Genomic DNA, 25,487 nt, shown 5'->3' with positions numbered 1-25,487 from the left:
ACGAAAATACAAAAGGGGACGGAAGTCCCCTTCATTGTTTTTTACAATTTCAATTCTCAAGACTTAACAATTTCTTGCATAATCTAACAGCTTCTTGTGCATCTTTTGCATAATACGAGCCGAATTTCCTTGCAAGTTCTTCGTTCATAGATGCTCCACCAGAAATAACGGGTACATGAATATTGTTTTCTCTGAGAGCTGTGACGACATTTCCGACTTGCACCACGGTTGTTGTCATCATTGCAGACAGCCCTATAATATCCGGTTTTATTTCAAAGAACTTCTTTACAATCTCGCCAGCTGGTACGTCTTTTCCGATATCTATAACTTCGAAACCAGCACTTTCAAGTACTGTTGCGACAATTTTCTTACCAATGTCATGTATATCTCCTTCAACGGTAGCGAGCATGACCTTTCCGAGCTTTACAGAATCTTTTTCCTTTATCATTGAAAGCAGTTTATTAAATATCGGTTTAACAGTCTCAGCTGCAAGGATAAGATGCGGGAGGTATATCTTATTAGCTGAATACAGATTTCCTATCTCCTCCATGGCTTTTGTCAAGACACTTTGAGCTATTTCAATAGGCGTTAGTGTGTCCAAGAAGGAAAAAACATTCCTTTCTGCATTCGCTGAGTCTGCTTTTAAGATATATGTTACAAGTTCATTCTCTGAAGATCCAACTGCCGTATCCGTCAATTCCTTCTTAAGGATCTTTTTCATACCGGACAAAATATTCATCGTTGTCTGTTCCGCGGTGTTCAATATAGCGGCTGAAAGGCCAAAATACATTGCCAAGCTTAAGAATGATGCATTTAGGCTCTCTCTGTTCGGCATTCCAAAACTGAAATTCGACAAACCTATACTCGTCTTTATCCCATCATTGACAAGCATCTTTATGGTGTCTAAAGTTACTTGGTAGTCTTGGTTAGCACCTATAGGCAAAACTAAAGGATCCACGTATACACGAGAGCGCGATATACCGTTTTCTTCTAAGTATTCTACTGCTTGTTTAGCAATTTCATACCTTTCTTTCGCACTCTTTGGTATTTCCTTTCCCATTGCCAGAACAATCAACACGCCGCCATAACGTTTCATCAATCGTATCTTCTCGTCTAAGTCTTCTTTTAACGCCTTAGAAGAGTTTATGAGCGGTCTTCCTACGTATTCAAAGAGAGCAGTCTCAAGGAAGTTGTTGAATTGTATATCGAGTGACAAAGGAAGACTCACTATTTTATCGAGTTCCAGTATAATCTTTCTGAAATGTTCATCGGTAAGTACACTCTCAAGTCCAAGGTTAACGTCCAAGACTTGCGCGCCTTCTGCTTCTTGATCTTTAGCTTGTTTTTTAACGTTCTCAAAATTGAATTCTTTTATTTGAGCGTGCAGTTTCTTCTTTGCTGATGCGTTTATGCGTTCTCCGATAACCAGAAACGGTTCGAGATTTACCATGTAAGTTCTGTTGCTCACGACGTTAAGTTCCTCAATTTTTCTTCTTTTAGGAGTCCTTACTCCAATGTGATGTGTCATGTACATGATATGCTCTGGAGCGGTACCACAACATCCACCAACAATGTTTGCTCCAAGTTCTACGTAATCTTCTATGTAAATTGTGAATTCCTCCGGGGTTGTCTTGTAAGTAAGCTTTCCATCTGGTCCAAGTATTGGTTTACCGGCGTTTGGTTCTACAAATATGGGTTTAGTTGAGAACTGAGACAATTTTTTCACAAGTGGAAGCATCTTGTCCGGTGTAAGTGTACAATTAATGCCTACCGCATCTACGTCTAAGTCGTTGAATAACGATATGTAAACTTCCAGACTCGTACCTGTTACAGTGACTCCGTTTTCTTCAAAAGTCATACTTACAAGAATCGGTATATCGGATGAAACATCTCTTGCGGCTAAATAAGCAAGTTTCGCTTCTTTTAAATCGCTCATTGTTTCGATTATTATTCCGTCAACACCTGCTCTGACTAAGAGTTCAACTTGTTCCTTTAAAATATCGTAAACATACTTAGAATCGAGTTCTCCTATCGGTTGCAACAACTCGCCCAGCGAGGAAATGTCACCTAACACATAAACCTGTTTCTTAGAAACGCTTGCAGACTTCTTGGCTATTTTCACAGCGTTTTCGTTTATTGCTTGGAAATAATCTTCATATCCGAGCTTCTTTAATTTATGACGATTGCCGCTGAACGTGTTCGTTAATAGAAAGTCAACACCGGCTCTCACGTACTCAGTTTGGAGTTCTTCAACAACGTCAGGGGATTTTATGTTCAAAATCTCTATCGGATCCCTTCCCTTTATATGCCCCCTCTTAAAAAATTCCGTACCGTACGCACCGTCTAAGAAAAGGACCTGCTGAGATAATATTTCCGCAAATTTCTTTCGTGTTAACCTCTCCAATACTTGCACCCCCAATTCTTCCGATTTCTGTACTTTTTGATAATTATATCACATTTTTCAGATTCATAAAGAAACTAACTCATCTCTTTGACTTGACAAATGTTGAATTTTGATGCATACTATATATGAACATATGTTCATATGTTCTCGAGAACAGGAGGGATTTAGTTGTTGGGACTATTAAAGAACGAAGAATTATTGAGACATGTTGCCGAGTTTTTTAATGTTCTTTCTGATGAGACAAGGCTTAAGATAATTAACTCACTTATGGACGACGAGAAGACAGTTTCTGAAATAGTACTAACTGTTGGAATTAGCCAGTCGGCTGTGTCCCATCAATTGCGTTTACTTCGACAATTTGGGATTGTGAAGTACAGAAAAGTTGGAAAGTACGTATACTATTCCATAGATGATGAGCATGTTGAAAAGGTCATCAATCAAGCATTTGAACATATCGAACATAAGAATGCAAAAGAGTGAGGAGTGAATGTCTGTGAGTGAGAAAAAAGCTGATAGAACAGATGCTGTAAATCATGTCCATAGTCATGACCATATCCATTCACACCATGACCATGGAGATGGTGTCTCAAACCTGAGTCCGACACAATTTACTTTTGTTGTCCTTCTAAACCTTGGAATAACGCTCGCGGAGATAATCGGAGGTTTAATTGCTGGAAGTTTAGCACTCGTATCGGATGCGATGCACAATTTGAGTGATTCTCTGTCATTGGTAATATCGTACTTTGCCTTTAAATTATCAGGGAAAAGTGCAAATACGAGAAAGACATTTGGTTATAAGAGGGCAAACATAGTTGCAGCGCTGTTTAACGCATCGACTCTCTTGATAATAGGTGTATTGTTAATACGGGAAGCTATCGAACGTTTTGTAAATCCAGTAGAAATAAATTCCGAGATTGTCTTAGTTGTTGGAACGATAGGTTTGATTGCTAATTTACTCAGCATGGTCATACTAAGAAGATGGTCAAAAAGTAGTCTTAACATAAGGTCAGCGTATTTGCACATGTTAACTGACGCTCTTTCTTCGGTAGCAGTCCTTATAGGTGCGGTGATGATATGGATTTTCGATTTGAAATTTATAGACCCTATCTTAACGATAGGGATTTCGCTATACCTTCTTAAAGAAAGTTTTGAAATTCTAAGAGAATCAGTTTCAATCCTGATGCAAAGTGCTCCGAGCGAAATTGAAGTAGAAAGAGTTGTGAGAAAACTTAATGAGATAGAGAATATAAAAGACATCCACCACGTACATATCTGGAGGCTCGATGAAAAGAGCATCTTCTTTGAGGGGCATGTGAATTTGACAGAAGATATCACGGTTAGCAAATCTATGGAGATTTATGAAAAGATAAAGCACGAACTCGATGAAGAATTTGGAATAACGCATGTTACAATTCAGTTCGAATATAACGGCTGCTCTGCTTCTGGTGTAATAGACTGCAAATGAACTTTTTTTCATTCTATGATAGCCGCAATGCACGTTGTGGTCTTTCTCGGAATCATCAATCCAGAGTCCAATACTCTAATTTTGTCTTCGATACCGAGTAATTTGACGTAATCTTTATTCACAGTTAAATCCAAATCGCCATATCCAGGAGAAAAGCGCATTGTTAGTTCAGCTTTGTGCTCTTTTTTAAAGAACTTTTCAAAATTGTCATTGAGCGATTCAAGTGCTTCAGAACCCCATGAATCTAAAAGTGTTGCTTGTAGTGTTGAAATCTTTGACAAATTCTCAATTTCTTCATCTACTTCTCTTCCGAGTGTTGAAACAAAAATGAGAAAGATTTTGTAGGCGTGGTACTTAGAAGGTATCATGTCTGATCTTAGAGAGCTTTTATCATAAATGTTCCAATAAACGACTGGTTTGGCAATTTGTAGTCCTTTGAGGTAGATACTATTTGCCACTTCCATAAGTTTTTCATCATTAAGAACTTTTGAGTACACAGCTCCTGTGCGGGCAAGGTAGATTTTTTTCGGTGGCATGTAGTGTACTTTCTCCGGGATGAATATTTTCAAACTTTTTCCTCCTTTCGAGCACTCTTTTGAAATTATTTTACCATAATTAAAAACAATTCTGTGAGGAGTGTGGGCTATGAATTCAAACATTAAACCAATTGGTGTAGAGAACTTGGCAATTTGTAAAAGTTGTGGTGGGAAGTGTTGTAAGACTTACCCTGGTCCAGCAACGCCGGAGGATTTCGGTGCACCAGATATTGAAAAATTGCGAACGAACCTTATCGAAGCTTTATCGACAGGAATGTGGACTATCGATTGGATCAACCAAGACGAGGGGTTGTACTTTGTTCGCCCAGCAGTGAAAGGATTTGAAGGAAGCGTTTTTGATCATAATTATCTTGGGGAATGTACGTTTTTAACCCCGCACGGATGTGAGCTCGAGTTTGAGAAAAGACCAGAAAGCTGTAGAATGTTGGTACCAAAAGTGGACGAGAGGTGTGATCCACAAGGATACACGAGGCAAACTGTGGCAAGAAGGTGGAAGGAGTATTACGACATCTTAATGGATGCGGCAATAGAAGTTGAAGAGAATTAACACTCTCGTGTCTTTAGGCAGGAGTAAGAGATAATATCATTATATTTGTTATACCTTTGAGCACAGAATAGATGAAGACTTGATTTTGCTATTGTATAATATGTGTAGAATCATAACACACCTTAGATGGGCAAACAAAATGCCTATAATTGGTCACAAAAGAGGGTACGTATATTCCCTTCAATATCATATAGTGTGGTGCGTAAAGTACATACACAGAATTCTTCAAGGTGAAATAGAAACAGACCTAAAAAATATTACAGGAAATTGCAAAAGAACAGGGAAACCCGTCATATTTTGTTGCTACGGTGAGTGAAAATACTGAAGAGCAAATCAAGAAATACATCAATTCTCAAAAGGAGCAAGTTTAGTATTATAGTCACCTATCGATACAGGCTCTATCCAAATGAAAAACAAAAAACACTGTTAGCCAAGACATTTGGTTGTGTAAGATTTGTTTGGAATTACTTCCTTGCTTGGAGAGAGCAAAGATACAAAGAAGAAAAGCTTTCGACCACTGAACCTGAGTGTCGAAAGCATTTGAACAGTGTTTTAAAAGAGCAATATCCATGGCTTAGGGAAGTAGATAAGTTTGCTCTCGAAAATGCTTTGATAAATCTTGACAATGCTTACAAAATATTTTTCAAAAAACAAGCAAGATGTCCAAAATTCAAGACAAAGAAATCACATCGGTTTTCGTATACGACGAACTCTACGAATAACAATATACAAGTCGATTTTGGTGAGATAATAATAAATCCAGACAAAAGCCGTTGCTGGGGGAAGATAAAGCTTCCGAAACTCGGTTGGGTAAAAGCACGAATCCATAGAACTTTCGATGGCAGAATCAAAAGTGCAACCGTAACACTAACCCCAAGCGGGAGGTACTATGTATCAATTACAGTAGAACAAGAGAAAGTGTACAATCGTAGAATTAGTGAAACGCCACAAAATTTCGCAATAGCTTTAGACTTAGGAGTTAAAGATCTCTATGTAGACAGTCAAGGAAAGCATATTGAGAATCCAAAGATTCTTGCAAGATATGAAAAGAGAATAAAGAAGTTACAAAGAGAGCTTGCAAGGAAGGTGAAAGGAAGCAAGAACTTTGAGAAGATAAGAATAAAGCTTGCAAGAATGCATGAAAGAGTAACAAATATCAGGAAGGACTTTCTGGAAAAGTTATCTTCGCAGGTAGTTAGCGAAAACCAAGCAATTATCTGCGAAGATTTGAGAGTTAAGAATCTTGTACGGAATAGTCATCTAACAAAGAGTATTCATGATGTATCATGGTCAAAGTTTGTAGAGATGGTAAGAAACAAAGCAGAACGGTATGGACGAGTATTCTTGCAGGTATCACCAAGTTTTCCGTCATCACAGATTTGCAGCAAGTGTGGACACAAGAATGAGGGAGTAAAAGAACTAAGTGTAAGGACATGGAAATGTCCAAAGTGTGGAATGGAACATGATAGGGATGAAAACGCAGCGAAGAATATATTAAGACAAGGGCTGTTGCAACTCGGGATAACGTGATAACCGAATCTTTGGTAGGGCTGGGACGACCCGAGGACGAAAGTCCATGCCTGTGGAGGCTGGGCCTCTACTGTCAAGTAACACTGCAGCAAGTCCGGTCGATGAAGCAGGAAGCCTGTGACTTTAGTAATGGGTAGTTCACAATATGATATAATTATTTTACACGGATGTTAAGGCGGTTTTTTCTTTTCTTCCTTGGGTTGGAGAAGGGAGGTATGCTGTATGTTTAACATTTCCAAAGTGAATGTAGCACTACTTGCGGTCTTATTCCTGATATCAGTCTCAGTTTATGGCATTACACTGAATGTACCAGGAAACAGCGACTACGTGATGTATTTTAATTTCGAACAGTTGATTACAGATGAAGTTGAAGGAGAATTTATAGACATAGTAAAGATATTCGACGAGCTGGGAATTCCTAAAATCCTAGGGATTTATGGAAAAAACTCTCTGGGTGGACCTGGTCAGTTATTTAAGTTGGCGCTACTCTTAGAAGAAGATTTTGAAAATTTTGAAGACGGTTTTCTTGATATTTTGAGCGGTTTACCATTAGGTTTGGTGTTGCCTGGCGAAATTGGTGATAAAACACTCATCTCTATTTTGTCGCTACTTTCAAATGCACGTTTATCTATAACACAGTTTGTGAAAAACACGCTTTACGAAGTGCCCGTTGGGACTTTTGGTAAGTTGTACGTTATTCGCTCAAATACAAACATATACGTTTGCTTCAACAACTATATTGCACAGTCAACAAAGGCAATGCTTGATGCTAAAGTTCATATTTATTCCGTATCCACAAAAGATGATTACGTGTTCTACTATAAAGCTTTGAAATTTTCACCTGTTGGAGATCTCCTGTACCAATTTATAGATTTTTACGGTACGCCGAGTTCAGAGGAGGCTTTTCTTAGGAAGAGCGGAGATGAATATCATTTTGAACTATCAGTAAGCAAATCCTATGTAGAGTACGAACGAAAGTTGGCACTTTCAAGAATAGGAGCGTTAAAAGGGCACTATTTTGTTAAAGACTCACCTTACACATTTGGTTTTCGTCTCGATGTGCTGGAAAATGTTAAACAAATACTGATGTTTGGTCTTTTGGAGGAGATTGCGGGTGATGAGGAGCGGTTTGTAAAGGCACTCGAAGGTTTTTTGGATTCCGTTGAGTCAGTTTTTGGCTCAATTTCGGAAGAAGGATTCTTATTTTCCGTAAAATATATTCCCGAGTATGAGAAAGACATTAGGCTTATACTTGAACTTCTCAAAAGAAATGGTTTGAGTTATAAACTTCTTCAGGATAAGAAGATCGCACTGTTATCGTCACAGGAACTGGATAATAGTACGGAGCTCGGTGTTTTTACAAATGACTCACACTTGTATTTCAGGGTGAATGTTCAAGTTGATGAATTAGGCAGTTATCTGGAATTTACAATTACCACGCTTCAGAACGGAAACACATTAGTATCGTGTGATTTCACTAATCCGATGCTCCTTTTAGAATACTTAATGGAGAAAGCTGAAGAGTCGTATGAAGAAGAATACGAGTATTATGACTACGAGGAAGATTGGGAAGAATATGAAGAGGAATATGACGAATATTATGAAGAAGAGTACGATGAATTCGAGGAAGAATATGAAGAAGAGTGGGAAGACTATTCCGAAGAATATGAGGAAGAATACTATGAAGAAACAACAGAGGAAGTAGAATGGGGAGAGTATAGTGATGTTGAATATGAGATAGCAGACGAGCTTGATAAAATTTCATACGCGGTCTTTGACTTTTTGGGCTACGAGGGTATTCAGGAGGTTGACTTGGACACGCTCTACGAATATGGATATATTGACTACATTCCCGAAAATGTGGAAATGAAAACGCTTATCTTTGACGAAGGGTATGTCTTCACAATCATTTTATACACATTCTCAGATGTGGACGCATATCCAGAGAACGTTCAGTCCATATTATCTGATAAAGGTTGGACATCAGATGTTTGGAATAACAAACTCAGTCTAATTCTCGTATATTATCCAAACGTAGCACAATAGCACATGATTCTCTTATTTGCTCTGTATAAATATTATCTATATCTATAAACGCAAAGAGGGGCTAACCCCCCTCTTTGCTATTTTCTCCATTCCTTGTAGCCATTTGTAATCGGCAATCTTCTGTCTTTTCCAAATGCTCTGTGTGTGATCTTCGGACCAGGTGGTGTTTGCCTTCTTTTGTATTCGTTGACATTAACCATCCAGGCAACGTTTCTCACAGTAGATTCATCGAAACCCTTTTCCACGATTTCCTCGATACTGTAATCTTCCTCCACGTACAGCTTTAATATTTCATCAAGTATTTCGTAAGGTGGCAATTTATCTTGGTCTGTTTGATTCTCCCTTAGCTCTGCGCTCGGTGGTTTTATAAATACCCTTCTTGGAATTATCTCTTTCGCAGCTTTTTGATTGACGTACTCTGAGAGCTTGTAGACAAGTGTTTTGTAGACGTCCTTTATGACAGCATAACCACCGGCTGTGTCACCGTACAGTGTTGAGTATCCTGTGCTGCTTTCACTCTTGTTTCCTGTTGTTAATACAATCCATCCAAACTTGTTTGAAAGTGCCATGAGTATAATGCCACGAAGTCTTGCTTGTAAATTCTCCTCAGTTGTGTCGAATGGGAGATCGCCGAAAACGGGCTTGAGAATGTTCAAATATGCATTATATGGTTCCAATATCGGAATTGTCAGGAATTGTATTCCGAGGTTCTCGGCGAGTAACTTGGCATCTTCTTTGCTATGCTCTGATGAAAATGGACCAGGCATAGAGACACCTATCACATTTTCTGCACCTAACGCATCAACAGCTATACAGGCAACGAGTGAACTGTCTATACCACCGCTGAGTCCTATTACAGCCTTTTTCATTCCATTCTTTCTTAAATAGTCTCTCGTAGCGATTACAAGTGCGTTGTACACCTCTTCAACTTCGTCAAGTACAGGCTCAATCCGGTTTTCATTTTTCGGTTTTTGGTTATTCCATTCAAAAGACAATTCAACTATGTCGATAGATTCAAGATTTTCCTTTGTGATGAGAAGTTTATCTTGTCTTCTTCTTGGGTCTTTGAGTCGTAGTTTGTCTATGTTATCTATCTCTACATCGACCAATAGGAGGTCCTCTTCAAATTGTTTTCCTCTGGCTAAGACTGTGCCTTTTTCATTGACAACCAGACTTGCTCCGTCAAAGATAAGCTCATCTTGACCTCCAACAAGATTCACATACACAACGACGGCTATATTGTCATTTGCTCTAACAGAGAGCATATCCTCTCTCCAGCGAAGTTTGTTCATGTGGTAAGGTGAAGCTGAGAGGTTAAGCAGTATATGGGCATCGCCGTACAGAGCTTCTGCCCTTGCAGGACCACCCGGATACCATATGTCTTCACATATTGTTATTCCAACCCTTACGTCCCCCATCTTTATTACTAAAGCCTTGTTTCCTTTTTGGAAGTACCTCATCTCATCAAAGACACCGTAGTTTGGGAGATAGTTTTTGTGATATTTTGCAATTAGCTTTCCATCATTTAACACACCTGCAGCGTTATAAATGTCTCCGTCTTTATCGACAAATCCAACAACAGCTACCAAAGACTTTGGCACGAAAGTTGCAATTTCCTTGAGTGCTTTTTCGTTATCTTCAATAAAATGCGTTTTAAACAACAGGTCTTCAGGTGGATAACCTGTGATAGCGAGTTCTGGAAACACCACGATATCGGCTCCAAGTTTATTCGCTTCCACGATAGAGTCTATAATCTTCTTCTTGTTTCCTTCGATATCTCCCACCGTAGAATTGATTTGCGCTAACGCAAGTCTGACCTTATTCATCCTCCATTCCTCCTATACGTTTCAATTTCCTAACTTTCTGAAATGATAACATGAATGGCAAAACAGTTAAGGTAAGTAATGCGGCGGTGAATATTCCAAGCGATACAAGTATAGAGATTCTTTTGAAGAGAGCCAGTTCACCACCAATTAGAAGCGTTAGAAAACCAAATATTATACCCAGTGCGTTTCCAACAATTGCTGGTCCGACGTTCTTAATCGATGTGAATACATTACCAGTTTTGTTGTAATCATGACCAAGATGGATCGAATAGTCAATAGCAAGACCTATGATAATGCTTGACGTAATAGCGGTCGATATCTCAAGCTTCATTCCAAATACCGACATGTAGAAAAAGTTCAAAATCGTAGCAAATAGTACAGGAGAAATCAGTTTTACGCTCTCTGCAATATCTCTAAAGACGATTATTAACATGACGAATACAAGGATTAATGCCGCCACTATGCTTTGTATCTGACTCGACAGTATGCTGTCGTTTATCGCCTTCATTATGTAGGGTGTACCGGAGATATAGTATTTGTATTTAAAATCCGTCATTATCTGATTTATAATCTCAGTTACTTTGTTAATATTCTCAGCACCTGATGGTGTTAGATTTATTGAGAGCCTTATCGTTCTTCCGTCCGCAATATACCTTCTCAAGACCGGTTGGGTTCTCGAAGCGAGGATTAGAGCAGTCGTGCTAACGCTTCTTGGAAAATCTACACTCGCCACTTCTGGATATTTAGACAACTCTTTGATGATTGAATCTATATTCCTATCGTCGAATGGCAAAAATACACCAAATTCTTTTTCTAATACCATATAAATAGATTCTTTCATTCCAAACTTCTCTTCAAGGACGTTATAACCCTTGCGTATATCTGAGCTTTCAGAAAAATAGTCCATTGTGTTGAATCCAACTTTAAGTCGTGGTAGATAATATACGGACAACACTGTGAAGAAAGCGAGTACTACTAAAATTCCAATAGCAACTTTGTTGCCAAAATAACGTATGCCAAAGGATTTTGGTACGCGTATTGTTTTTCTCTTTGCTCTTCCAAGCAGCTCGTGACCGATGGTTATTGTTAGTAAAAAGTCGAGTAATAACCCGATAGAAACTAACAATCCGAACTCTTTGAACGCTGGTATCTTTACAAACAAGAAAGACATGAATCCAATTGCTGTTGTTAACATTGAGAAAAATATTGGTATACTTATGTGTTTTCTCACATCTTCCGTCCTAAATATAGCGTTATAGTAATGTAGTGGATAAGCTGAGCCGATTATGATTAGAAAAGATGCCGTCATTGAAGTTAAAATATTTAGAACTCCTCCAAAGTAAAAATAAAGTGCATATGTATATATTGAAGACAAAACTGGTATGAAAAGAGAAACCCAAGCTGCTCTCAGAGATTGAGTTTGATAAAAGAACAATGAAAGTATAACTAAGAACATCACTACTGGGTAGAAAAACATCGATCTTTTAAGTTCGTCGAAAAGCTTATTGTTCACAGAGGCTTCTGAGAGAACTATGATAGGTTCTCCCTTTAACGAGTTCGTCAATCTCCTAACAACAGGTTCAACTTGCTTAGAGACTGATAAGACAACTAAGAACATTGCGTAACGTCCATCTTCTGAAACAAAATTCTTCAGTTCCTTAGGGAGTTCTTTCAAATTTATCGCATCATTTTCAAAGTACGCCTCTGCCCCTGGGTAGTTCAGTATTGAAATCACCAATCTAACATCTTTCAATTTTTCCAGTTTTTCTTGAAATTCCTTTATGCGTTTTAATGCACCGGGCTGGTTTAATGAAACTTCTGAATGATAAATGATTGAAACATTTGCACTGTCTCCGAATTTAAGAGCCATTCTTACCATATTTTGAACGGCGGGATCATCAATTTCTTCTATCGGTCTTCCTGGTTTGTATCCGGGTAAGAACGTTTCTATTCTTGTCTCTATTTTTGCGTTGTTTAAGATTATAAGTACAGACAGTATGAGCAAGAGCGAACCTATGATAGTAAATTTGTACCTGTATATGATATCGAAGAATCGTCGAATTATATCCAAAATGATCCTCCTTTCTAAGATTTTAGTAGTTTAAATGTATATCATTTTCTTAGTCATTCCACCATCGACAATAAAATATTGACCAGTGATGAAACCACTCTTGCTTTCATCTACCAGGAAATTGACAAGTTGAACCACATCTTCTATGTTCCCTGCACGGCCCGTCAAATGCTGCTTGTGATCAGCTTCAGAAACAGTTTCACTCTCATGAAGTATCCATCCAGGGCATATCGCATTTACCCGTATGTTAGGACCTAACGAATTTGCCAGTGCATGGGTAAGTCCTAATATGCCTGCTTTAGATGCGCTGTAAGCTTCGTTTCCCGGTTCAGACATCAAAGCACGTGTAGATGAAATGTTCACAATTGCACCTGTTCTTGCGGTTTCCAAAATCAGTGGAACACCAAAACGTGCCATTAAGAAGTATCCGGTGAGGTTTATATCTATCACGCGTTTCCACTCTGTGACTGTAAGGTCTAAAAAATTCTTAAACCCTCCTATTGCAGCGTTGTTAATTATCGCATCTAACCTGCCGAACCTCTCCTTGACGTGCAGATAAAAATCACTAACGGAATACTCATCTGAAACGTCTCCGTAGAATTTTAGAAGATTTTTGTCTTCATCGAGTTCATCAAGTGCTTTTTTGTCAAAATCGATAATACCAACCAACCAGCCGTTTCTTAGGAAATGCAAAGCTATTCCCTTTCCTATGTTCTTGGCACCACCGCTGACAACTATGACCTTTCCATTTTCCATCTTTATCACCTCTTTTCCGAGGTTATATTGCTCACTTAAAAAATTATACCACCAATGTTGATAGGTGGTATAATTTAAAATAGGGGTGATTACCGATGGTTACGTCAAGAAACCATAGGTTTGTTTCTATTTCTCTGTTGATAATAGCCATTGTTTTGATTGTTATCATGACTGTAAGATTCATGGAGAAGGGAACGGTAAGAACAAACGCAAAAGAGGAGGTGGGTTCAATGACAGTCTCTTCGGTTTTTAAAAACGGCGAGTTTATTCCGAAAGAATACACTTGTGAGGGGGCTGACTTAAATCCTGAACTCTTGATACAGAATATTCCCGAAGGAGCAAAGACTTTAGCAATCATATGCGATGATCCAGACGCACCGATCGGCACATTTGTTCACTGGGTTTTGTGGAATTTACCCGTAACATCGAGTACAGTTACCGTTCCAAAAGGTTTGCAGAAAATTGAGAACCTTTCAGATGGAACTAAACAAGGCTACAACGATTTTGGAAAGTTGGGATATAACGGACCGTGCCCACCAAAAGGGCATGGTGTTCATCATTATCACTTCAAAGTTTATGCTATTGATTCTTTACTGGAACTCAAAGGCAGAGTTACGAAAAAGGAACTTGAAAAGGCATTAAGTGGGAAAATTGTTGCTCAGGGGGAAATTGTTGGGTTGTACGAGAGAAAATAGTTTTAGAATTTCCAATAAATGCCACCGAAACCTCCGTTCTTAAATAGGTTTATTCTGAGTCTTAGCTGATTAATTTCCAACGTACCACCAATACTGGGCTGAAACTCTAATTTTAGCAGCTCACTTTCTGAATTGTTGAAAGTAACATTTAAATTTCCGATATTCAGTTTCAACCTAAAAGGTCCTGATTCAAGAAATTGATATCCTCCGTACAGACGAAAACCAAGAAAGAATTCTGAGAAATCATCCGGTGGCGGTATAAGCCTTACCATACCTTCAATAAGTAGTGAAAAATCTCCTATCTGAGATTCAAAACCAACTACTCCAAGAATAACCATAACAACCACTGGAACTAAAAGTAGTCCGACAATAACTACGAGAAGCTCTGTACCAACATACATAAAATCGCCTCCCGCATTAGAGAAGTGTCCATATATTTAGACTTAAGAAAAGTATGACCAGTTCATCTGCAGCAGAAAGTTTCATAGTTCTATATTCTTGGCACACGTGATATAATAACTTGGAACTGAAAGAAGGTCGTCTAAAAGAGGAAGAATATGGAGGGACGCTTGTGGAAAATGTTTTCGTGATTAGGTACTCTGAGATAGGCTTAAAAGGGCAGAACAGGGGTTGGTTCGAGAAAAAGTTGATAGACAATATATTGAAGATAGTTAGACCTGCTGCAGTTAACAAAAGGTACGGAAGAATTATCGTAAGGATTGGAAGAAACGACCCGGAGGTTATAACCCAAAGGTTGAAAAACGTATTTGGAATCCAGAATTACTCACTGGGTTATGCGGTATCGCACGACTTGGAAGAACTGAGAGAAGTTGTTATAAAGGTTGCGAAGGTTTTTGTTGAACAAGGGCTCAAAACGTTTAAGATAAACGCACAGAGAGGGTATAAGGAATTTCCTATGACAAGTCTTGAGATAAATAGAGAATTCGGTGCTTACGTTCTTGAGAGTTTTCCAAATCTAAAAGTGGACGTACACAATCCTGATTTTGAAATTGGAATAGATGTTAGAGAAAAGGAGATTTTTGTCTTTTCCGGTAAAATACCATCGTCTGGAGGATTACCAGTAGGAGTGTCAGGCAGAGCTCTTTTGTTGCTCAGTGGTGGTATAGATAGCCCAGTTGCAGGTTGGTATGCAATGAGACGTGGTTTGGAACTTCAAACACTCACATTCCTTAGCCCACCTATGACAACTGAAAAATCCGTAGAGAAGATACTGAGCCTTGGACGTGAACTAAGCAAGTACCTTCCAAACGGGTTGAGGATGTGGATTGTTCCGCTCACAGATATTCAAATGTACATAAAAGAGAATGCACCTGACGAATATTCTCTTATCCTCCAAAGAAGATCAATGATGAGAATAGCAAGTATGATAGCAAGAAGGAGTAAAGCGAAAGCAATTGTCACAGGCGAAAATCTTGGACAAGTCGCAAGTCAGACACTTACAAATATGGCTGCAATAGAAGATGCAAGCTCATTGTTGGTTTTGCGACCACTTATTGGTTTTGATAAAGTTGAAACAACAAAGAAGGCAAAGGAGATAGGTACGTTTGATATATCCATACAGCCGTATATAGACAGCTGCGTTGCGTTTGCACCAAAAAGACCAGCGACGAAGTCTGACATAAACGAGATAAGAAAGATAGAATCCCAGTTGGAGAAGCTATCAGACTTAGAGCATGAAGCTTTTAAGAAGAGGGAGAGCTATCGAGTAACCTGCACTGAATAGGGGGTGTCAGTATGCCGGAATTTTCACATGCATTCAGTGGATTGAAGAACAAAGAGAAATTAACACACGAAGAGCTTATCAGAGCCATTAGATTTATGATTGCAGCTGAATATGAAGCAATTCAGCTCTATATGCAGCTTGCGGAATCAACTGATAACGAGCTTGCTAAAGAAGTCCTCATTGATATAGCCAACGAAGAGCGAGTCCACGCGGGTGAATTTTTGAGACTTTTGATGGAACTCGATCCTAAGGAGTTTGAGCTTTACAAGCAAGGATACGAAGAAGTTGAAGAAGAAATACAAAAAATTAATAAAAAGAAGTCAAGACAGAAGAGAAAGGGGTAAATGCCCCTTTCTCTTATTGTTATTTTCCTTAATCAAGAATTGTGATATAATTAATTTTGCAAGCACACAACTAAACAGTGAAAGGAGTGGAACATATGTATGTTAACACGAAAGACATTTTGGAAAAGGCAAGCAAGGAATACTACGCAGTGCCAGCATTCAACATCAACAACATGGAATTTTTCCATGCAATTCTTGACGGAGCATTAGAAAAGAGAGCGCCTTTAATCATTGAAACAAGCGAAGGTGCGATAAAGTATGCAGGAAACGGTGACATACTTAAGGGTGCAAGATATTTTGTCGAATTAGTAAGGTTATTCGCTGATAGCGTCGATATACCGATTGCCCTTCACCTTGACCATGGTAAGCACTTTGAGTATATAATAGCAGCGATAAAGGCAGGTTATTCCTCCGTTATGATCGATGCCTCCGAAGAACCTTTTGAAGAGAACATGAAGAAGACAAAAGAAATCGTGAAGATAGCGCATGCAGCAGGTGTCTCTGTTGAGGCGGAACTTGGTCAGCTTGCAGGTGTTGAGGACAATGTTTCTGCAGAAGAATCTGTTCTTGTTGATCCACAGCAAGCGAAAATATTTGTTGAGGAAACAGGAGTAGACTTTCTTGCGCCAGCTATCGGGACAAGCCATGGTGCGTTCAAGTTCAAGGGAGATGCAAAACTCGATTTCGAAAGGTTAAAGACTGTTAAGGAACTAACAAAAAGGCCGCTCGTATTGCATGGTGCATCAAGCGTTTTGCCGGAATATGTGAAGTTGGCAGAAGAATACGGTGCGGATTTGGGCGGTGCAAAAGGTGTTCCTGAGGAAGAATTGAAAAAGTGCGTTGAACTCGGTATAAACAAAGTTAACACAGACACAGATTTGAGAATTGCATTTATAGCAGGCCTTAGGAAATACCTTAAAGAGAATCCAAAAGAATTTGACCCGAGACATTACCTCGGAGCTGGAAAGAAACTTGTCAAAGAGGTTGTTATGAACAGACTCGAGTTCCTTGGAGCCGCTGGAAAGGCTTGATTCAGCAGGTATAAGCCGCATAGTAGGCAATTCTTACGACATTAAGAGGAGGGGTATCAGTGCGAGTACTCGTAGTGAACTGCGGTAGCTCATCTATTAAGTACCAGTTCCTTGATATGGAAACAGAGCAAGTGCTTTGTAAAGGGCTTGCGGAAAGAATAGGAATACCAGGAAGTAGAATAGTACACAAGAAAGATGATCAAAAAACAGTTGTGGAAAAACCCATGAAAGACCATGAAGATGCACTGAAATACGTTCTGGAATTGGTTGTAGACGAAAAGGTCGGCGGTGTTAAGGATCTTTCGGAAATCGATGCCGTTGGTCACAGGGTGGTACACGGTGGCGAGAAATTTTCCGGTTCTGTTCTAATAGACGACGAAGTTATGAGAGCTCTCGAGGAGTATTCCTACCTTGCACCACTTCACAACCCACCAAACATAATGGGTATAAAAGCGATGATGAAGTTGTTGCCAGGCGTTCCAAACGTTGCAGTGTTTGACACAGCTTTCCATTCAAAAATGCCAGCAAAAGCATACCTTTACGCAATACCTTATGAATACTACAAGAAATACAAGATAAGAAGATATGGCTTCCACGGAACGAGCCACAGGTACGTTTCAAAGAGGACAGCAGAAATACTTGGGCTCGATTATCACAAATCAAAGATAATCACAGTTCACCTTGGAAATGGTGCTTCCGTAGCTGCAGTACTAAACGGTCACAGTATAGATACATCGATGGGGTTCACCCCTCTTGAAGGACTTGTCATGGGTACAAGGTCTGGAGATATCGATCCATCAATCGTGACCTTCTTAATGGAAAAAGAGGGACTCACAGCAGAAGAGGTTTACACAATACTCAACAAAAAGAGTGGTGTACTTGGGCTAACAGATGGTTTCAGTTCAGACATGAGGGATATAGAAGACAAGGCACTCGAAGGAGACCCAGTTTGCAGACTCGCTCTTGATATTTACGAATACAGAATTGCAAAGTACATCGGTGCATACATCGCAGCAATGAACGGTGTTGACGCAATAGCATTTACAGCAGGCGTTGGAGAAAATTCCCCGATTACCAGAAAAGAAATATGTGAAAACTACCTAAGTTTCCTTGGAATAAAAATAGACGACGAAAAGAACAACATAAAGGGTGAGGAAAGGATAATAACAACCCCGGATTCAAAAGTTAAGGTACTCCTTGTACCAACCAACGAAGAACTGATGATAGCAAGGGATACAAAAGAGATAATTGAAAAAGGATTAAAACAGCTTGAATATTGATATCTGCTTATAAAATGTTGTATAATAGAATTGGCAAATTGATGTTTTGTATGTTGGGCACCATGTGCCCAACATTCTTTTAGAAGGAGTGATACTATTGATAATAAAGAAACGTTATGTTTATCTGGATTCCCCTTTGAGGATGGAAGAGAAAAGAAAACTTGAAGCTGATAAGAACAAAGATATTCTTCAAGAACAAAAGAAATCGCTTTCAGAGGAAGAAATCGTCCAAATGGTTGCGAATGCAAATAGAGAAGCAGAAAAGATTGTTGAAGAGGCTCAGCAACAAGCACAATCAATAATCTTGCAGGCTCAGGAGGAGTATAACAGGATAGTTGAGGAGGCTAATCAAAGATCTAAGGAACTAATAGAGCAATTAGAGAAGCAAAAAGAAATTGAAATAGAGAATTTAAGGAAACAGATAGTGAGAATTGTCGATACCTTTGAAAAAAGTCTTTCAGATGCATTTGCCCAATACTGTGAGAAGTTAACCGCGATAAGTTCTGTGTTGGTTGAAAAGTTCTTGGAGAAACAGGTAGATCCCGAAGTTACAAAGCGGAAACTCGAAAAGGTATTGGCTCACCTTGCAGGTTCTACAAAGGTGAAAATTCATATAAACCCAGCTGATGCTAAATTGTTAGATGATGAAACTTTGAACTTTATTAAAGAAAAAGGATACGAAGTTGTCTTGAACGAAAATGTCGAGTACGGAATTATTGCAGAGACAGACCTTGGAACCATAGACGCAACTCTTAAATTCCAGTTTGCTTTGCTCGATGAGATATTCGAAGAGATTTTCAACATAAATGGCTAGAGTCTTTCGTAAGACTTTTAATCTCGATGGGAGTTGTTCAGAATGGGGAACATTGAAAAGTGTAACTTTCCCAAAGTGATGGAGATATTTTTAGAAAAAGTTAATAACATAAATCCTTACGAATACATTGGGGAAGTCCAGAAGATAATAGGTCTGACCATAGAGTCAAAGGGACCGGATGCTGCTTATGGCGAGCTGTGCAAAATAATCGTTGGAAATAAAAAGGCTTTGGCTGAAGTTGTTGGTTTCAAAGAGGATCTCACCGTTTTAATGCCACTTGAGGATATCACCGGGTTGAAAAAGGGTTGCGAGGTAATTAAAACTAACAAATCAGTTAGTGTACCAGTCGGTGAAGATCTGAGGGGCAGGGTGGTAGATGCACTCGGAAGACCGATAGATGGGAAAAGCTTGTTTTTGAGAGAATACAGACCAATTATAAGCGAAGCCCCTAACCCGTTGGTGCGTAAGAGAATACTTGAACCATTACCGGTTGGTGTAAGAGCTATCGATGGGTTTATAACTCTCGGTAAAGGTCAGAGAATAGGTATATTTGCCGGTAGTGGAGTTGGAAAAAGTACTCTACTCGGTATGATTGCAAGAAATACAGCAGCTGACATAAACGTAATTGCCCTCATAGGTGAGCGTGGTAGAGAAGTTAGAGAATTCATAGAAAAGGACCTCGGCGAAGAAGGTTTGAAGAGATCAATCGTTATCGTTTCTACATCTGACCAACCGGCACTGCTTAGAATAAAAGCACTTCTTACGGCAACAACTGTTGCTGAGTATTTTAGGGATAACGGCTATGCTGTTATGCTAATGGTTGATTCGTTAACACGCTGGGCGATGGCTCAAAGGGAAGTTGGACTTGCTATTGGTGAGCCTCCTACAACGAGAGGCTACCCACCAAGCGTTTTCGCACAATTACCTAAGATTCTTGAAAGGGCGGGAAACTCTGACAAAGGTAGTATAACGGGCATATATACCGTTCTTGTAGAAGCGGACGATTTTAACGAACCAATTTCAGATACTGTGCGTGGTATCGTTGATGGGCACATAATACTTTCAAGAAGGTTAGCTGAATCAAATCATTACCCAGCAGTTGATGTCTTGATGAGTATAAGTAGGTTGATGGTGGACGTAACTAAACCTGAGCACATTCAGGCTGCAAGGTTGATAAGAGACATCATGGCAACATATAACGATGCAAAGGATTTGATCGACGTTGGCGCATACAAGAAGGGAACAAATCCAAAGATTGATAAATCTATAGAGCTTATAGATGAAATAAACAAATTTCTTAGGCAAGGTATTAAGGAAAGAATGAGTTTTACAGATACTGTAGAGTATCTGCTTTCAATAGCACGAAAAGTTTAGAAAAGAAACAGGTGGCTACATGATGGAAGAAAAACTCATAAATCACATTGTCGAGCTGATTAATAAGTCGTCAAATATCGTTGTTTTGACAGGGGCAGGCGTCAGCGTCCCAAGTGGGGTTCCTGATTTTCGAAGCCCCAATGGTTTGTATACCAAATACGGTCAGGACATATTTGATATAGATGAATTCAACAGGAATCCTGATAGGTTTTATGCATTTGCCAGGGAAGGTTTGCTTAGTATGTTGGAAGTTAAACCAAACTTGATGCACCTGCTGTTAGCAGAGCTCGAAAAGTTAGGTAAATTAAAAGGTGTCATAACTCAGAATATTGATGGTCTGCACACGAAGGCTGGAAACAGAAACGTCGCTGAAATTCATGGGAGTGTCAGAATTTGGAATTGTCTCAGGTGCAGTAGAAGGTATGAAATTCTGGACTTTGCTCAAAGAGAGTTTTTGCTATCGAACAATTTTAGGTGTTCTTGTGGTGGTTTAACAAAACCAGACATAGTATTCTTTGGCGAGATGCTTCCTCTTAATGAGTTCACTAAAGCGCAAAATTGGGCAATCAAGAGTGATGTCTTTTTAGCCATAGGAACATCACTCGTTGTGTATCCCGCAGCTCAATTGCCATTGTACGCACTCAGGAATGGAGCAAAGCTGGTAATAATAACAAAAGGCGATACTCCGCTCGACAGGTATGCTTATTTGAAATTCGACGTTGACCTCATAGAATTTGCCGAGAACTTATCTCAAAAACTAAACTTATACCTTTCTTAGAACACATTCCTTCTGTAATGACAATAAGGCGCTTTCCCCGTTTTCTCATAGTAATCCTGATGATAATCTTCCGCAAGCCAAAAGGTTGAGGCTTTTTTTAATTTCGTTGTCACGCGATATCTTTTCCTCAGCTCTTCTATAATCTTCTCCGAAATGGATTTTTGCCTATCATTTGTGTAGAATATGACACTCCTGTACTGTTCTCCGATATCAGGTCCTTGACCGTTTTCCTGAGTGAAATCATGAATTTCGAAAAAGTATCTTACGAGCTCTTCTTCGGATATCTTTGAAGGATTGAATATAACCTCGACTGTTTCGTAGTGCCCAGTAACACCTGTGCAAACCATCTCGTATGTGGGATTTGGACGATGTCCTCCCATGTACCCAACACGTGTATCAACTACTCCTTCAAGTTGTTTGAAAAGATGTTCGACACCCCAGAAACAACCACCAGCAAAGAACATCCTATCTATCGGTGGCTTTTGACCTTCCGGAATGAACTTCAACGAGACGGAATTAACACAGTGCCTCACGTTCTTCAATGTGAATCCTTCATTTAGAAAAACATGGCCTAAATGAGCCCCGCAATATGCACAGACTATTTCAGTGCGTCTACCATCCCTGTCAGGTTGCCTGAAAACAGCACCAGGGATTTCGTCATCAAATGCTGGCCATCCACATCCTGAATGAAATTTGTCAGATGAATTGTAAAGAGGTATCCCACAGTTCTTACAAACGTAGATACCTTTTTCGAAATGGTTTTCATATTCACCAGTAAAAGGTGGTTCGGTACCTTTCTGAAACAGTACAAAACGTTCAAACTCGCTCAAATTATGATTCTCAATGCGTTTTTTCATAAACTCACCTGCTCTTATACAATGTATAATTTTTTACTCATTATACCACCTTTCTATATATTTTTCAACATCGAATTTTCTTTTACATCCTTCAAAACTCATATATTGAACCATTCCGAAGATTGTTCTTTCTTTCCAAGGTCTATGTGCACGCCACCGATTGCCCAAGCTATACCGGCGTATCCGTTAGGGTCTCTGCCATCAAGTTCGTACTTATCGTTTAGGTAAATTGCGTATTTCAAAGCTTCGGCAGGAGTGGTTGTCCACTCCAAAATTTTCTTTGCCCAATACATGCGCATATAACCGTGCATGTACCCTGTCTTTAAAAGCTGCAACTGCGCAGCGTTCCACAGCGAATCGTGGGTTTCCGCGTTTTCGAGATCTTCCAGGGTATAAACATACTCTCTTTTATCCTGCACATGCTTTTCCAAAGACTTTCTTGCCCAATCTGGAAATCCCTCGAGCGAATCGTAATTTTCGTTGTAAAGGCAAAAATTATCTGCAAGTTCACGCCTGACTATAAGTTCTTCCAAAAATGCTTCTGCAGATTCAGGGTATTTCTCCTTAAGTTTAATGACTTCAAGAGCAACACGCTGAGGAGAAATCTGCCCAAAATGTAGATAGGGAGATAAATTCGAAGTGCCATCTACTGTCGGATCGTTTTTTAAATTGGCATAAAATTTTAGTCTTTCCTTTATAAACTCATTCATTATTTCAAAACCCATCTGAGCACCAGGAAGAGGTTTCTCAAGAGGTTTGATGGTCTTATCTACATTCAGTAATTCGATTGTTTTTTCTACATTTAGCATGTCAAAATCTACGACTGAGAGATTTGAATAAGGCATTTTCTGAGGTTTTGGAAATTCACGGAGAAAATTAGACAGTACTTTTTGAATCTTAGGTCTTAATGTGTAAGCACCATATTCTTGCTTTTGTGATATCCAAAACGCAGGTGTGATATTGTGAGCGTCAACTTCGTATACCGTGGCATCAATAGATTCTATTATTTTCTTTTTCCATTCTTTTACCGTCCTCAACGGATTGAAATCAGTTACAAAAAAGGATGGCTTTAACGATTCTAAGAAGGTCAGCAAACTTTCGGTCGCAGCTCCAAATGTGAAAACTAATGGAATATTGTACTCAAGTAGCCTATCTTGCGTTTCTTTTAATCCCTTAAGCATGAAGTCATACTGTCTTATTGTTGCGTTAAGAAACGACGAAACGATATTAAAGCAAACAATCAGCGGAACATCGTTTTCAATTGCAATTCTTTGTGCGAACAATAAAGCCCAGTTATCTTCAAATCTTTGATCTCTTTGCATCCAGTATATAACAGGTCTTTTCTTTACAGTATTTGCCTCTTTAAGTTTTCTAAATCTTTCACTGTGGATCTCTATGGGCACTATTTTTCACTCCTTTCGCCATGATTGGCAAGAAATCAACAGGCTCGAAGAAATCTTCTATATCATCTACCAAGAATAAGTTAGTGTCTACATCCAGATCAGAAGCACCAAAACCAGGGATTGGCTCAAATCTTTTTGAAAGCATCTTGGAAATCGTTTCTTCTATTCTGTTTTCAGATGGAAACATAACAGCGCAGATTACCTCTCCGAACTCTGTTAGGTAGTCTATATGCCAGTGCTTTCTCTTGTTCTTTCTCAGATGTCTCAGTATTCGTTTTTCGATATTGTTCATGGCTGAGCCAACATAAGCATATAAACCTGGCATTAGATCCCAACAGTTCTTTGAAATCTTCAATTCTGTTTGCGTCTTGATTTTGATTAGCAAAATATAAGCCCCTTTGATATTATCACCACCTCAGGACTTAGGACATGGAACTAACAACAGCCCTTCTGAAGTACTTCCGAAGACCAGAGTCTCTTCTATCGTTGGCAGAAAGACGGTGTATGCACATATAACAGCATCGAGAAAATCTTCATATTCCTTTAGCTGTTGAAATTGCAACTCGGGTAATTCGACATATTTTAGAATAATTCTTTTAAGTATGTCTAATTTCTTTTCCCTCTCACTCTTTGACCCTCTCTTGTAACTGAATAACTTCCCAAAGAACTTGGCAGCGATCGTTGCATGCGGATATATTTCGAATACGTTATAGTTTTCGAAGGAAAACTCGTGCTTCTTCAGCCTATTGTATAGGCTTGTAGGAAAAAATGAATTCCATCTGCTTACGTTCACAGGATATAAAGGTACTCGAAGCTTGTATTTCTGCAAGAATTCGAGCTCATTTTGCCTGTGACCAGAAGTATTCTTAACAATCAACGGAGCATCTATTCCTAATACTGAATTACGATACCTCAACACAAAGTCCAAGATTTCGCTTTCATTTGATGTATATATATAATCTATAAGACCACACTTATCACATTCTTTCAGTTGCACAAGTACAACAACAGCACTCTTGTTCTTTCCAGTCCACGAAGGGTCAATTCCCATATAATATTCTGGCACGTTGAGGTACTTAAAAATGTACATTATCTGTCACACCTCCATACATCAATTTTAGCATATTTTCGAGTGTCACAAACGCCTGAGAGATAGGCATGCTGTGGTTGTTTGTAACAGAAAGTGGTAAGGAGTCGTTACGGAATGAGGCTTTACAGTTAACAAAAGATGGTGTAGAATGAATCTCGCCGTCTGACAGAAGGCGGAAGGAAAGAAGCGAGAAAGAAGAAAGACAAAAAAGACAGTTGACAAAACAAAGAGGATATGGTAAATTAAGAAACGCTTGAGGAAAGCAAGCGGAAGAAAGTACGGGTCTTGACAAAATTGAAGGACTATGGTAAATTAACAAAGCGCCGAGCGACGACACGAAGAAGGTAAGGGAAAGCCCGGTCATTGAAATACGAATAGCAGCCACCGAAAAAAGATAAGCTTGGGTTGAACCTGACAAGGGTTAGCTTGGAGGGTTTGATCCTGGCTCAGGGTGAACGCTGGCGGCGTGCCTAACACATGCAAGTCGAGCGGTGCGGCTGGAAGCTTTGGCGGAAGGCTGCATAGCGGCGGACGGGTGCGTAACACGTAGGAACGTGCCCCCTGGAGGCGGATAGCCGTGGGAAACTGCGGGTAAACCGCCGTAGACTCGGGAGAGTAAAGGCCGAAAGGTGCCAGGGGAGCGGCCTGCGGCCCATCAGGTAGTTGGTAGGGTAACGGCCTACCAAGCCGACGACGGGTAGCCGGTCTGAGAGGATGGCCGGCCACAAGGGCACTGAGACACGGGCCCTACTCCTACGGGAGGCAGCAGTGGGGGATTTTGGACAATGGGCGAAAGCCTGATCCAGCGACGCCGCGTGGAGGACGAAGCCCTTCGGGGTGTAAACTCCTTTTCTCAGGGAAAAAAGCTGATGGTA

The 25,487-nt window shown here is 39.6% G+C and carries 23 protein-coding genes, 1 rRNA gene and 1 pseudogene; 15 read left to right on the top strand and 10 right to left on the bottom strand.

The window, feature by feature from the left end; all coding sequences use genetic code 11:
• Positions 1 to 49: 49 nt before the first annotated feature.
• Positions 50 to 2,404 carry a homocysteine S-methyltransferase family protein gene (locus tag BUA11_RS09035; protein ID WP_072760731.1) on the bottom strand — a complete coding sequence of 785 codons (2,355 nt, stop codon included), beginning with the start codon at positions 2,402 to 2,404 and terminating at the stop codon, positions 50 to 52.
• Between the two features lie 168 nt (positions 2,405 to 2,572).
• On the opposite strand from BUA11_RS09035, the gene BUA11_RS09030 reads away from it, so the two are divergent.
• Positions 2,573 to 2,884 carry an ArsR/SmtB family transcription factor gene (locus BUA11_RS09030; protein ID WP_072760730.1) on the top strand — a complete coding sequence of 104 codons (312 nt, stop codon included), beginning with the start codon at positions 2,573 to 2,575 and terminating at the stop codon, positions 2,882 to 2,884.
• A gap of 13 nt (positions 2,885 to 2,897) precedes the next feature.
• On the top strand, positions 2,898 to 3,869 hold the full coding sequence (locus BUA11_RS09025; protein WP_218587320.1) for a cation diffusion facilitator family transporter: 972 nt from the start codon (positions 2,898 to 2,900) through the stop codon (positions 3,867 to 3,869).
• A gap of 8 nt (positions 3,870 to 3,877) precedes the next feature.
• Here BUA11_RS09025 and BUA11_RS09020 read toward each other — a convergent pair whose 3' ends face one another.
• Positions 3,878 to 4,438, bottom strand: coding sequence for a methionine synthase (locus BUA11_RS09020; protein WP_245789671.1), 561 nt, complete (start codon positions 4,436 to 4,438; stop codon positions 3,878 to 3,880).
• 76 nt (positions 4,439 to 4,514) lie between these two features.
• On the opposite strand from BUA11_RS09020, the gene BUA11_RS09015 reads away from it, so the two are divergent.
• The 4 genes and pseudogenes from BUA11_RS09015 (at position 4,515) to BUA11_RS08995 (ending at position 8,549) form a co-directional block, all read left to right on the top strand.
• A complete protein-coding gene (locus tag BUA11_RS09015) occupies positions 4,515 to 4,973 on the top strand; it encodes a YkgJ family cysteine cluster protein (RefSeq protein ID WP_072760716.1) in 459 nt (152 codons plus the stop codon).
• A 139-nt stretch (positions 4,974 to 5,112) separates the two neighbouring features.
• Positions 5,113 to 5,344: pseudogene (locus tag BUA11_RS10245) on the top strand (transposase).
• A complete protein-coding gene (gene tnpB / locus BUA11_RS09000) occupies positions 5,286 to 6,503 on the top strand; it encodes an IS200/IS605 family element RNA-guided endonuclease TnpB (protein ID WP_218587319.1) in 1,218 nt (405 codons plus the stop codon). The pseudogene BUA11_RS10245 and the gene tnpB overlap by 59 nt, the downstream one beginning before the upstream one ends.
• A 222-nt stretch (positions 6,504 to 6,725) precedes the next feature.
• Positions 6,726 to 8,549, top strand: a complete 1,824-nt coding sequence (locus BUA11_RS08995) for a hypothetical protein (protein ID WP_072760715.1) — start codon at positions 6,726 to 6,728, stop codon at positions 8,547 to 8,549.
• Positions 8,550 to 8,626: 77 nt separating this feature from the next.
• Here BUA11_RS08995 and BUA11_RS08990 read toward each other — a convergent pair whose 3' ends face one another.
• Genes BUA11_RS08990 through BUA11_RS08980 form a run of 3 tightly spaced genes read right to left on the bottom strand, consistent with a single transcriptional unit; the run spans position 8,627 to position 13,202 of the window.
• Positions 8,627 to 10,375, bottom strand: coding sequence for an NAD+ synthase (locus BUA11_RS08990; RefSeq protein WP_072760714.1), 1,749 nt, complete (start codon positions 10,373 to 10,375; stop codon positions 8,627 to 8,629).
• Positions 10,368 to 12,446, bottom strand: a complete 2,079-nt coding sequence (locus BUA11_RS08985; RefSeq protein WP_245789669.1) for an efflux RND transporter permease subunit — start codon at positions 12,444 to 12,446, stop codon at positions 10,368 to 10,370. Before BUA11_RS08985 ends, BUA11_RS08990 begins: the two co-directional genes overlap by 8 nt.
• A 30-nt stretch (positions 12,447 to 12,476) precedes the next feature.
• A complete protein-coding gene (locus BUA11_RS08980) occupies positions 12,477 to 13,202 on the bottom strand; it encodes an SDR family oxidoreductase (protein ID WP_072760713.1) in 726 nt (241 codons plus the stop codon).
• A 95-nt stretch (positions 13,203 to 13,297) separates the two neighbouring features.
• On the opposite strand from BUA11_RS08980, the gene BUA11_RS08975 reads away from it, so the two are divergent.
• On the top strand, positions 13,298 to 13,897 hold the full coding sequence (locus BUA11_RS08975; protein WP_245789667.1) for a YbhB/YbcL family Raf kinase inhibitor-like protein: 600 nt from the start codon (positions 13,298 to 13,300) through the stop codon (positions 13,895 to 13,897).
• 2 nt (positions 13,898 to 13,899) lie between these two features.
• Here the strand turns inward: BUA11_RS08975 and BUA11_RS08970 are convergent, their stop codons facing one another.
• Positions 13,900 to 14,298: a hypothetical protein gene (locus BUA11_RS08970; RefSeq protein WP_072760712.1), complete on the bottom strand. Its 399-nt coding sequence runs from the start codon at positions 14,296 to 14,298 to the stop codon at positions 13,900 to 13,902.
• A gap of 170 nt (positions 14,299 to 14,468) precedes the next feature.
• On the opposite strand from BUA11_RS08970, the gene thiI reads away from it, so the two are divergent.
• From thiI to BUA11_RS08935, 7 genes are all read left to right on the top strand, one after another.
• A complete protein-coding gene (gene thiI, locus BUA11_RS08965) occupies positions 14,469 to 15,641 on the top strand; it encodes a tRNA uracil 4-sulfurtransferase ThiI (RefSeq protein WP_072760711.1) in 1,173 nt (390 codons plus the stop codon).
• Between the two features lie 11 nt (positions 15,642 to 15,652).
• Positions 15,653 to 15,985, top strand: a complete 333-nt coding sequence (locus BUA11_RS08960) for a ferritin family protein (protein WP_072760710.1) — start codon at positions 15,653 to 15,655, stop codon at positions 15,983 to 15,985.
• A 95-nt stretch (positions 15,986 to 16,080) separates the two neighbouring features.
• Positions 16,081 to 17,016, top strand: coding sequence for a class II fructose-1,6-bisphosphate aldolase (gene fba, locus BUA11_RS08955; protein ID WP_072760709.1), 936 nt, complete (start codon positions 16,081 to 16,083; stop codon positions 17,014 to 17,016).
• Positions 17,017 to 17,075: 59 nt separating this feature from the next.
• Entirely contained in the window at positions 17,076 to 18,296 is a 1,221-nt protein-coding gene (gene ackA, locus BUA11_RS08950) for an acetate kinase (protein ID WP_072760707.1), read from the top strand.
• 97 nt (positions 18,297 to 18,393) lie between these two features.
• Complete coding sequence (locus tag BUA11_RS08945) at positions 18,394 to 19,110, top strand: FliH/SctL family protein (RefSeq protein ID WP_072760705.1); 717 nt, start codon at positions 18,394 to 18,396, stop codon at positions 19,108 to 19,110.
• A 78-nt stretch (positions 19,111 to 19,188) separates the two neighbouring features.
• Positions 19,189 to 20,484 carry a flagellar protein export ATPase FliI gene (fliI, locus tag BUA11_RS08940; RefSeq protein ID WP_084634433.1) on the top strand — a complete coding sequence of 432 codons (1,296 nt, stop codon included), beginning with the start codon at positions 19,189 to 19,191 and terminating at the stop codon, positions 20,482 to 20,484.
• A gap of 22 nt (positions 20,485 to 20,506) precedes the next feature.
• Entirely contained in the window at positions 20,507 to 21,262 is a 756-nt protein-coding gene (locus tag BUA11_RS08935; RefSeq protein WP_245789665.1) for an SIR2 family NAD-dependent protein deacylase, read from the top strand.
• Here BUA11_RS08935 and BUA11_RS08930 read toward each other — a convergent pair.
• The 4 genes from BUA11_RS08930 to BUA11_RS08915 all read right to left on the bottom strand — a co-directional run bounded on the left by BUA11_RS08930 (position 21,259) and on the right by BUA11_RS08915 (position 24,612).
• On the bottom strand, positions 21,259 to 22,119 hold the full coding sequence (locus tag BUA11_RS08930) for a bifunctional methionine sulfoxide reductase B/A protein (RefSeq protein WP_072760700.1): 861 nt from the start codon (positions 22,117 to 22,119) through the stop codon (positions 21,259 to 21,261). The two genes, BUA11_RS08935 and BUA11_RS08930, sit on opposite strands and share 4 nt — an antisense overlap.
• Positions 22,120 to 22,217: 98 nt before the next feature.
• Positions 22,218 to 23,522, bottom strand: coding sequence for a deoxyribodipyrimidine photo-lyase (gene phrB / locus BUA11_RS08925; RefSeq protein WP_218587318.1), 1,305 nt, complete (start codon positions 23,520 to 23,522; stop codon positions 22,218 to 22,220).
• Positions 23,500 to 23,907 (bottom strand): GIY-YIG nuclease family protein, encoded by a 408-nt coding sequence (locus BUA11_RS08920; protein WP_245789663.1) that lies wholly within the window; start codon positions 23,905 to 23,907, stop codon positions 23,500 to 23,502. Before BUA11_RS08920 ends, phrB begins: the two co-directional genes overlap by 23 nt.
• A 30-nt stretch (positions 23,908 to 23,937) precedes the next feature.
• Positions 23,938 to 24,612, bottom strand: a complete 675-nt coding sequence (locus BUA11_RS08915; RefSeq protein WP_072760696.1) for a DUF429 domain-containing protein — start codon at positions 24,610 to 24,612, stop codon at positions 23,938 to 23,940.
• 423 nt (positions 24,613 to 25,035) lie between these two features.
• Between BUA11_RS08915 and BUA11_RS08910 the strand changes: the two genes are divergently transcribed.
• Positions 25,036 to 25,487 (top strand): 16S ribosomal RNA (locus tag BUA11_RS08910); the annotation flags it as partial.

Source organism: Fervidobacterium gondwanense DSM 13020 (assembly GCF_900143265.1).
In the GTDB taxonomy this organism is placed as follows: domain Bacteria; phylum Thermotogota; class Thermotogae; order Thermotogales; family Fervidobacteriaceae; genus Fervidobacterium; species Fervidobacterium gondwanense.
The sequence above is the reverse complement of the archived record's forward strand: the minus strand, read 5'-3'. Positions and strand labels throughout refer to the sequence as shown.

Coding starts and splice junctions, on each gene's coding strand:
- BUA11_RS08960 (WP_072760710.1), top strand. CDS start 15,653: ATGCCGGAATTTTCACATGCATTCAGTGGATTGAAGAACAAAGAGAAA.
- BUA11_RS08935 (WP_245789665.1), top strand. CDS start 20,507: ATGGAAGAAAAACTCATAAATCACATTGTCGAGCTGATTAATAAGTCG.
- BUA11_RS08970 (WP_072760712.1), bottom strand. CDS start 14,298: ATGTATGTTGGTACAGAGCTTCTCGTAGTTATTGTCGGACTACTTTTA.
- fba (WP_072760709.1), top strand. CDS start 16,081: ATGTATGTTAACACGAAAGACATTTTGGAAAAGGCAAGCAAGGAATAC.
- BUA11_RS08990 (WP_072760714.1), bottom strand. CDS start 10,375: ATGAATAAGGTCAGACTTGCGTTAGCGCAAATCAATTCTACGGTGGGA.
- BUA11_RS08980 (WP_072760713.1), bottom strand. CDS start 13,202: ATGGAAAATGGAAAGGTCATAGTTGTCAGCGGTGGTGCCAAGAACATA.
- fliI (WP_084634433.1), top strand. CDS start 19,189: ATGGAGATATTTTTAGAAAAAGTTAATAACATAAATCCTTACGAATAC.
- BUA11_RS09015 (WP_072760716.1), top strand. CDS start 4,515: ATGAATTCAAACATTAAACCAATTGGTGTAGAGAACTTGGCAATTTGT.
- BUA11_RS08930 (WP_072760700.1), bottom strand. CDS start 22,119: ATGAAAAAACGCATTGAGAATCATAATTTGAGCGAGTTTGAACGTTTT.
- BUA11_RS08915 (WP_072760696.1), bottom strand. CDS start 24,612: ATGTACATTTTTAAGTACCTCAACGTGCCAGAATATTATATGGGAATT.
- BUA11_RS08995 (WP_072760715.1), top strand. CDS start 6,726: ATGTTTAACATTTCCAAAGTGAATGTAGCACTACTTGCGGTCTTATTC.
- BUA11_RS08975 (WP_245789667.1), top strand. CDS start 13,298: ATGGTTACGTCAAGAAACCATAGGTTTGTTTCTATTTCTCTGTTGATA.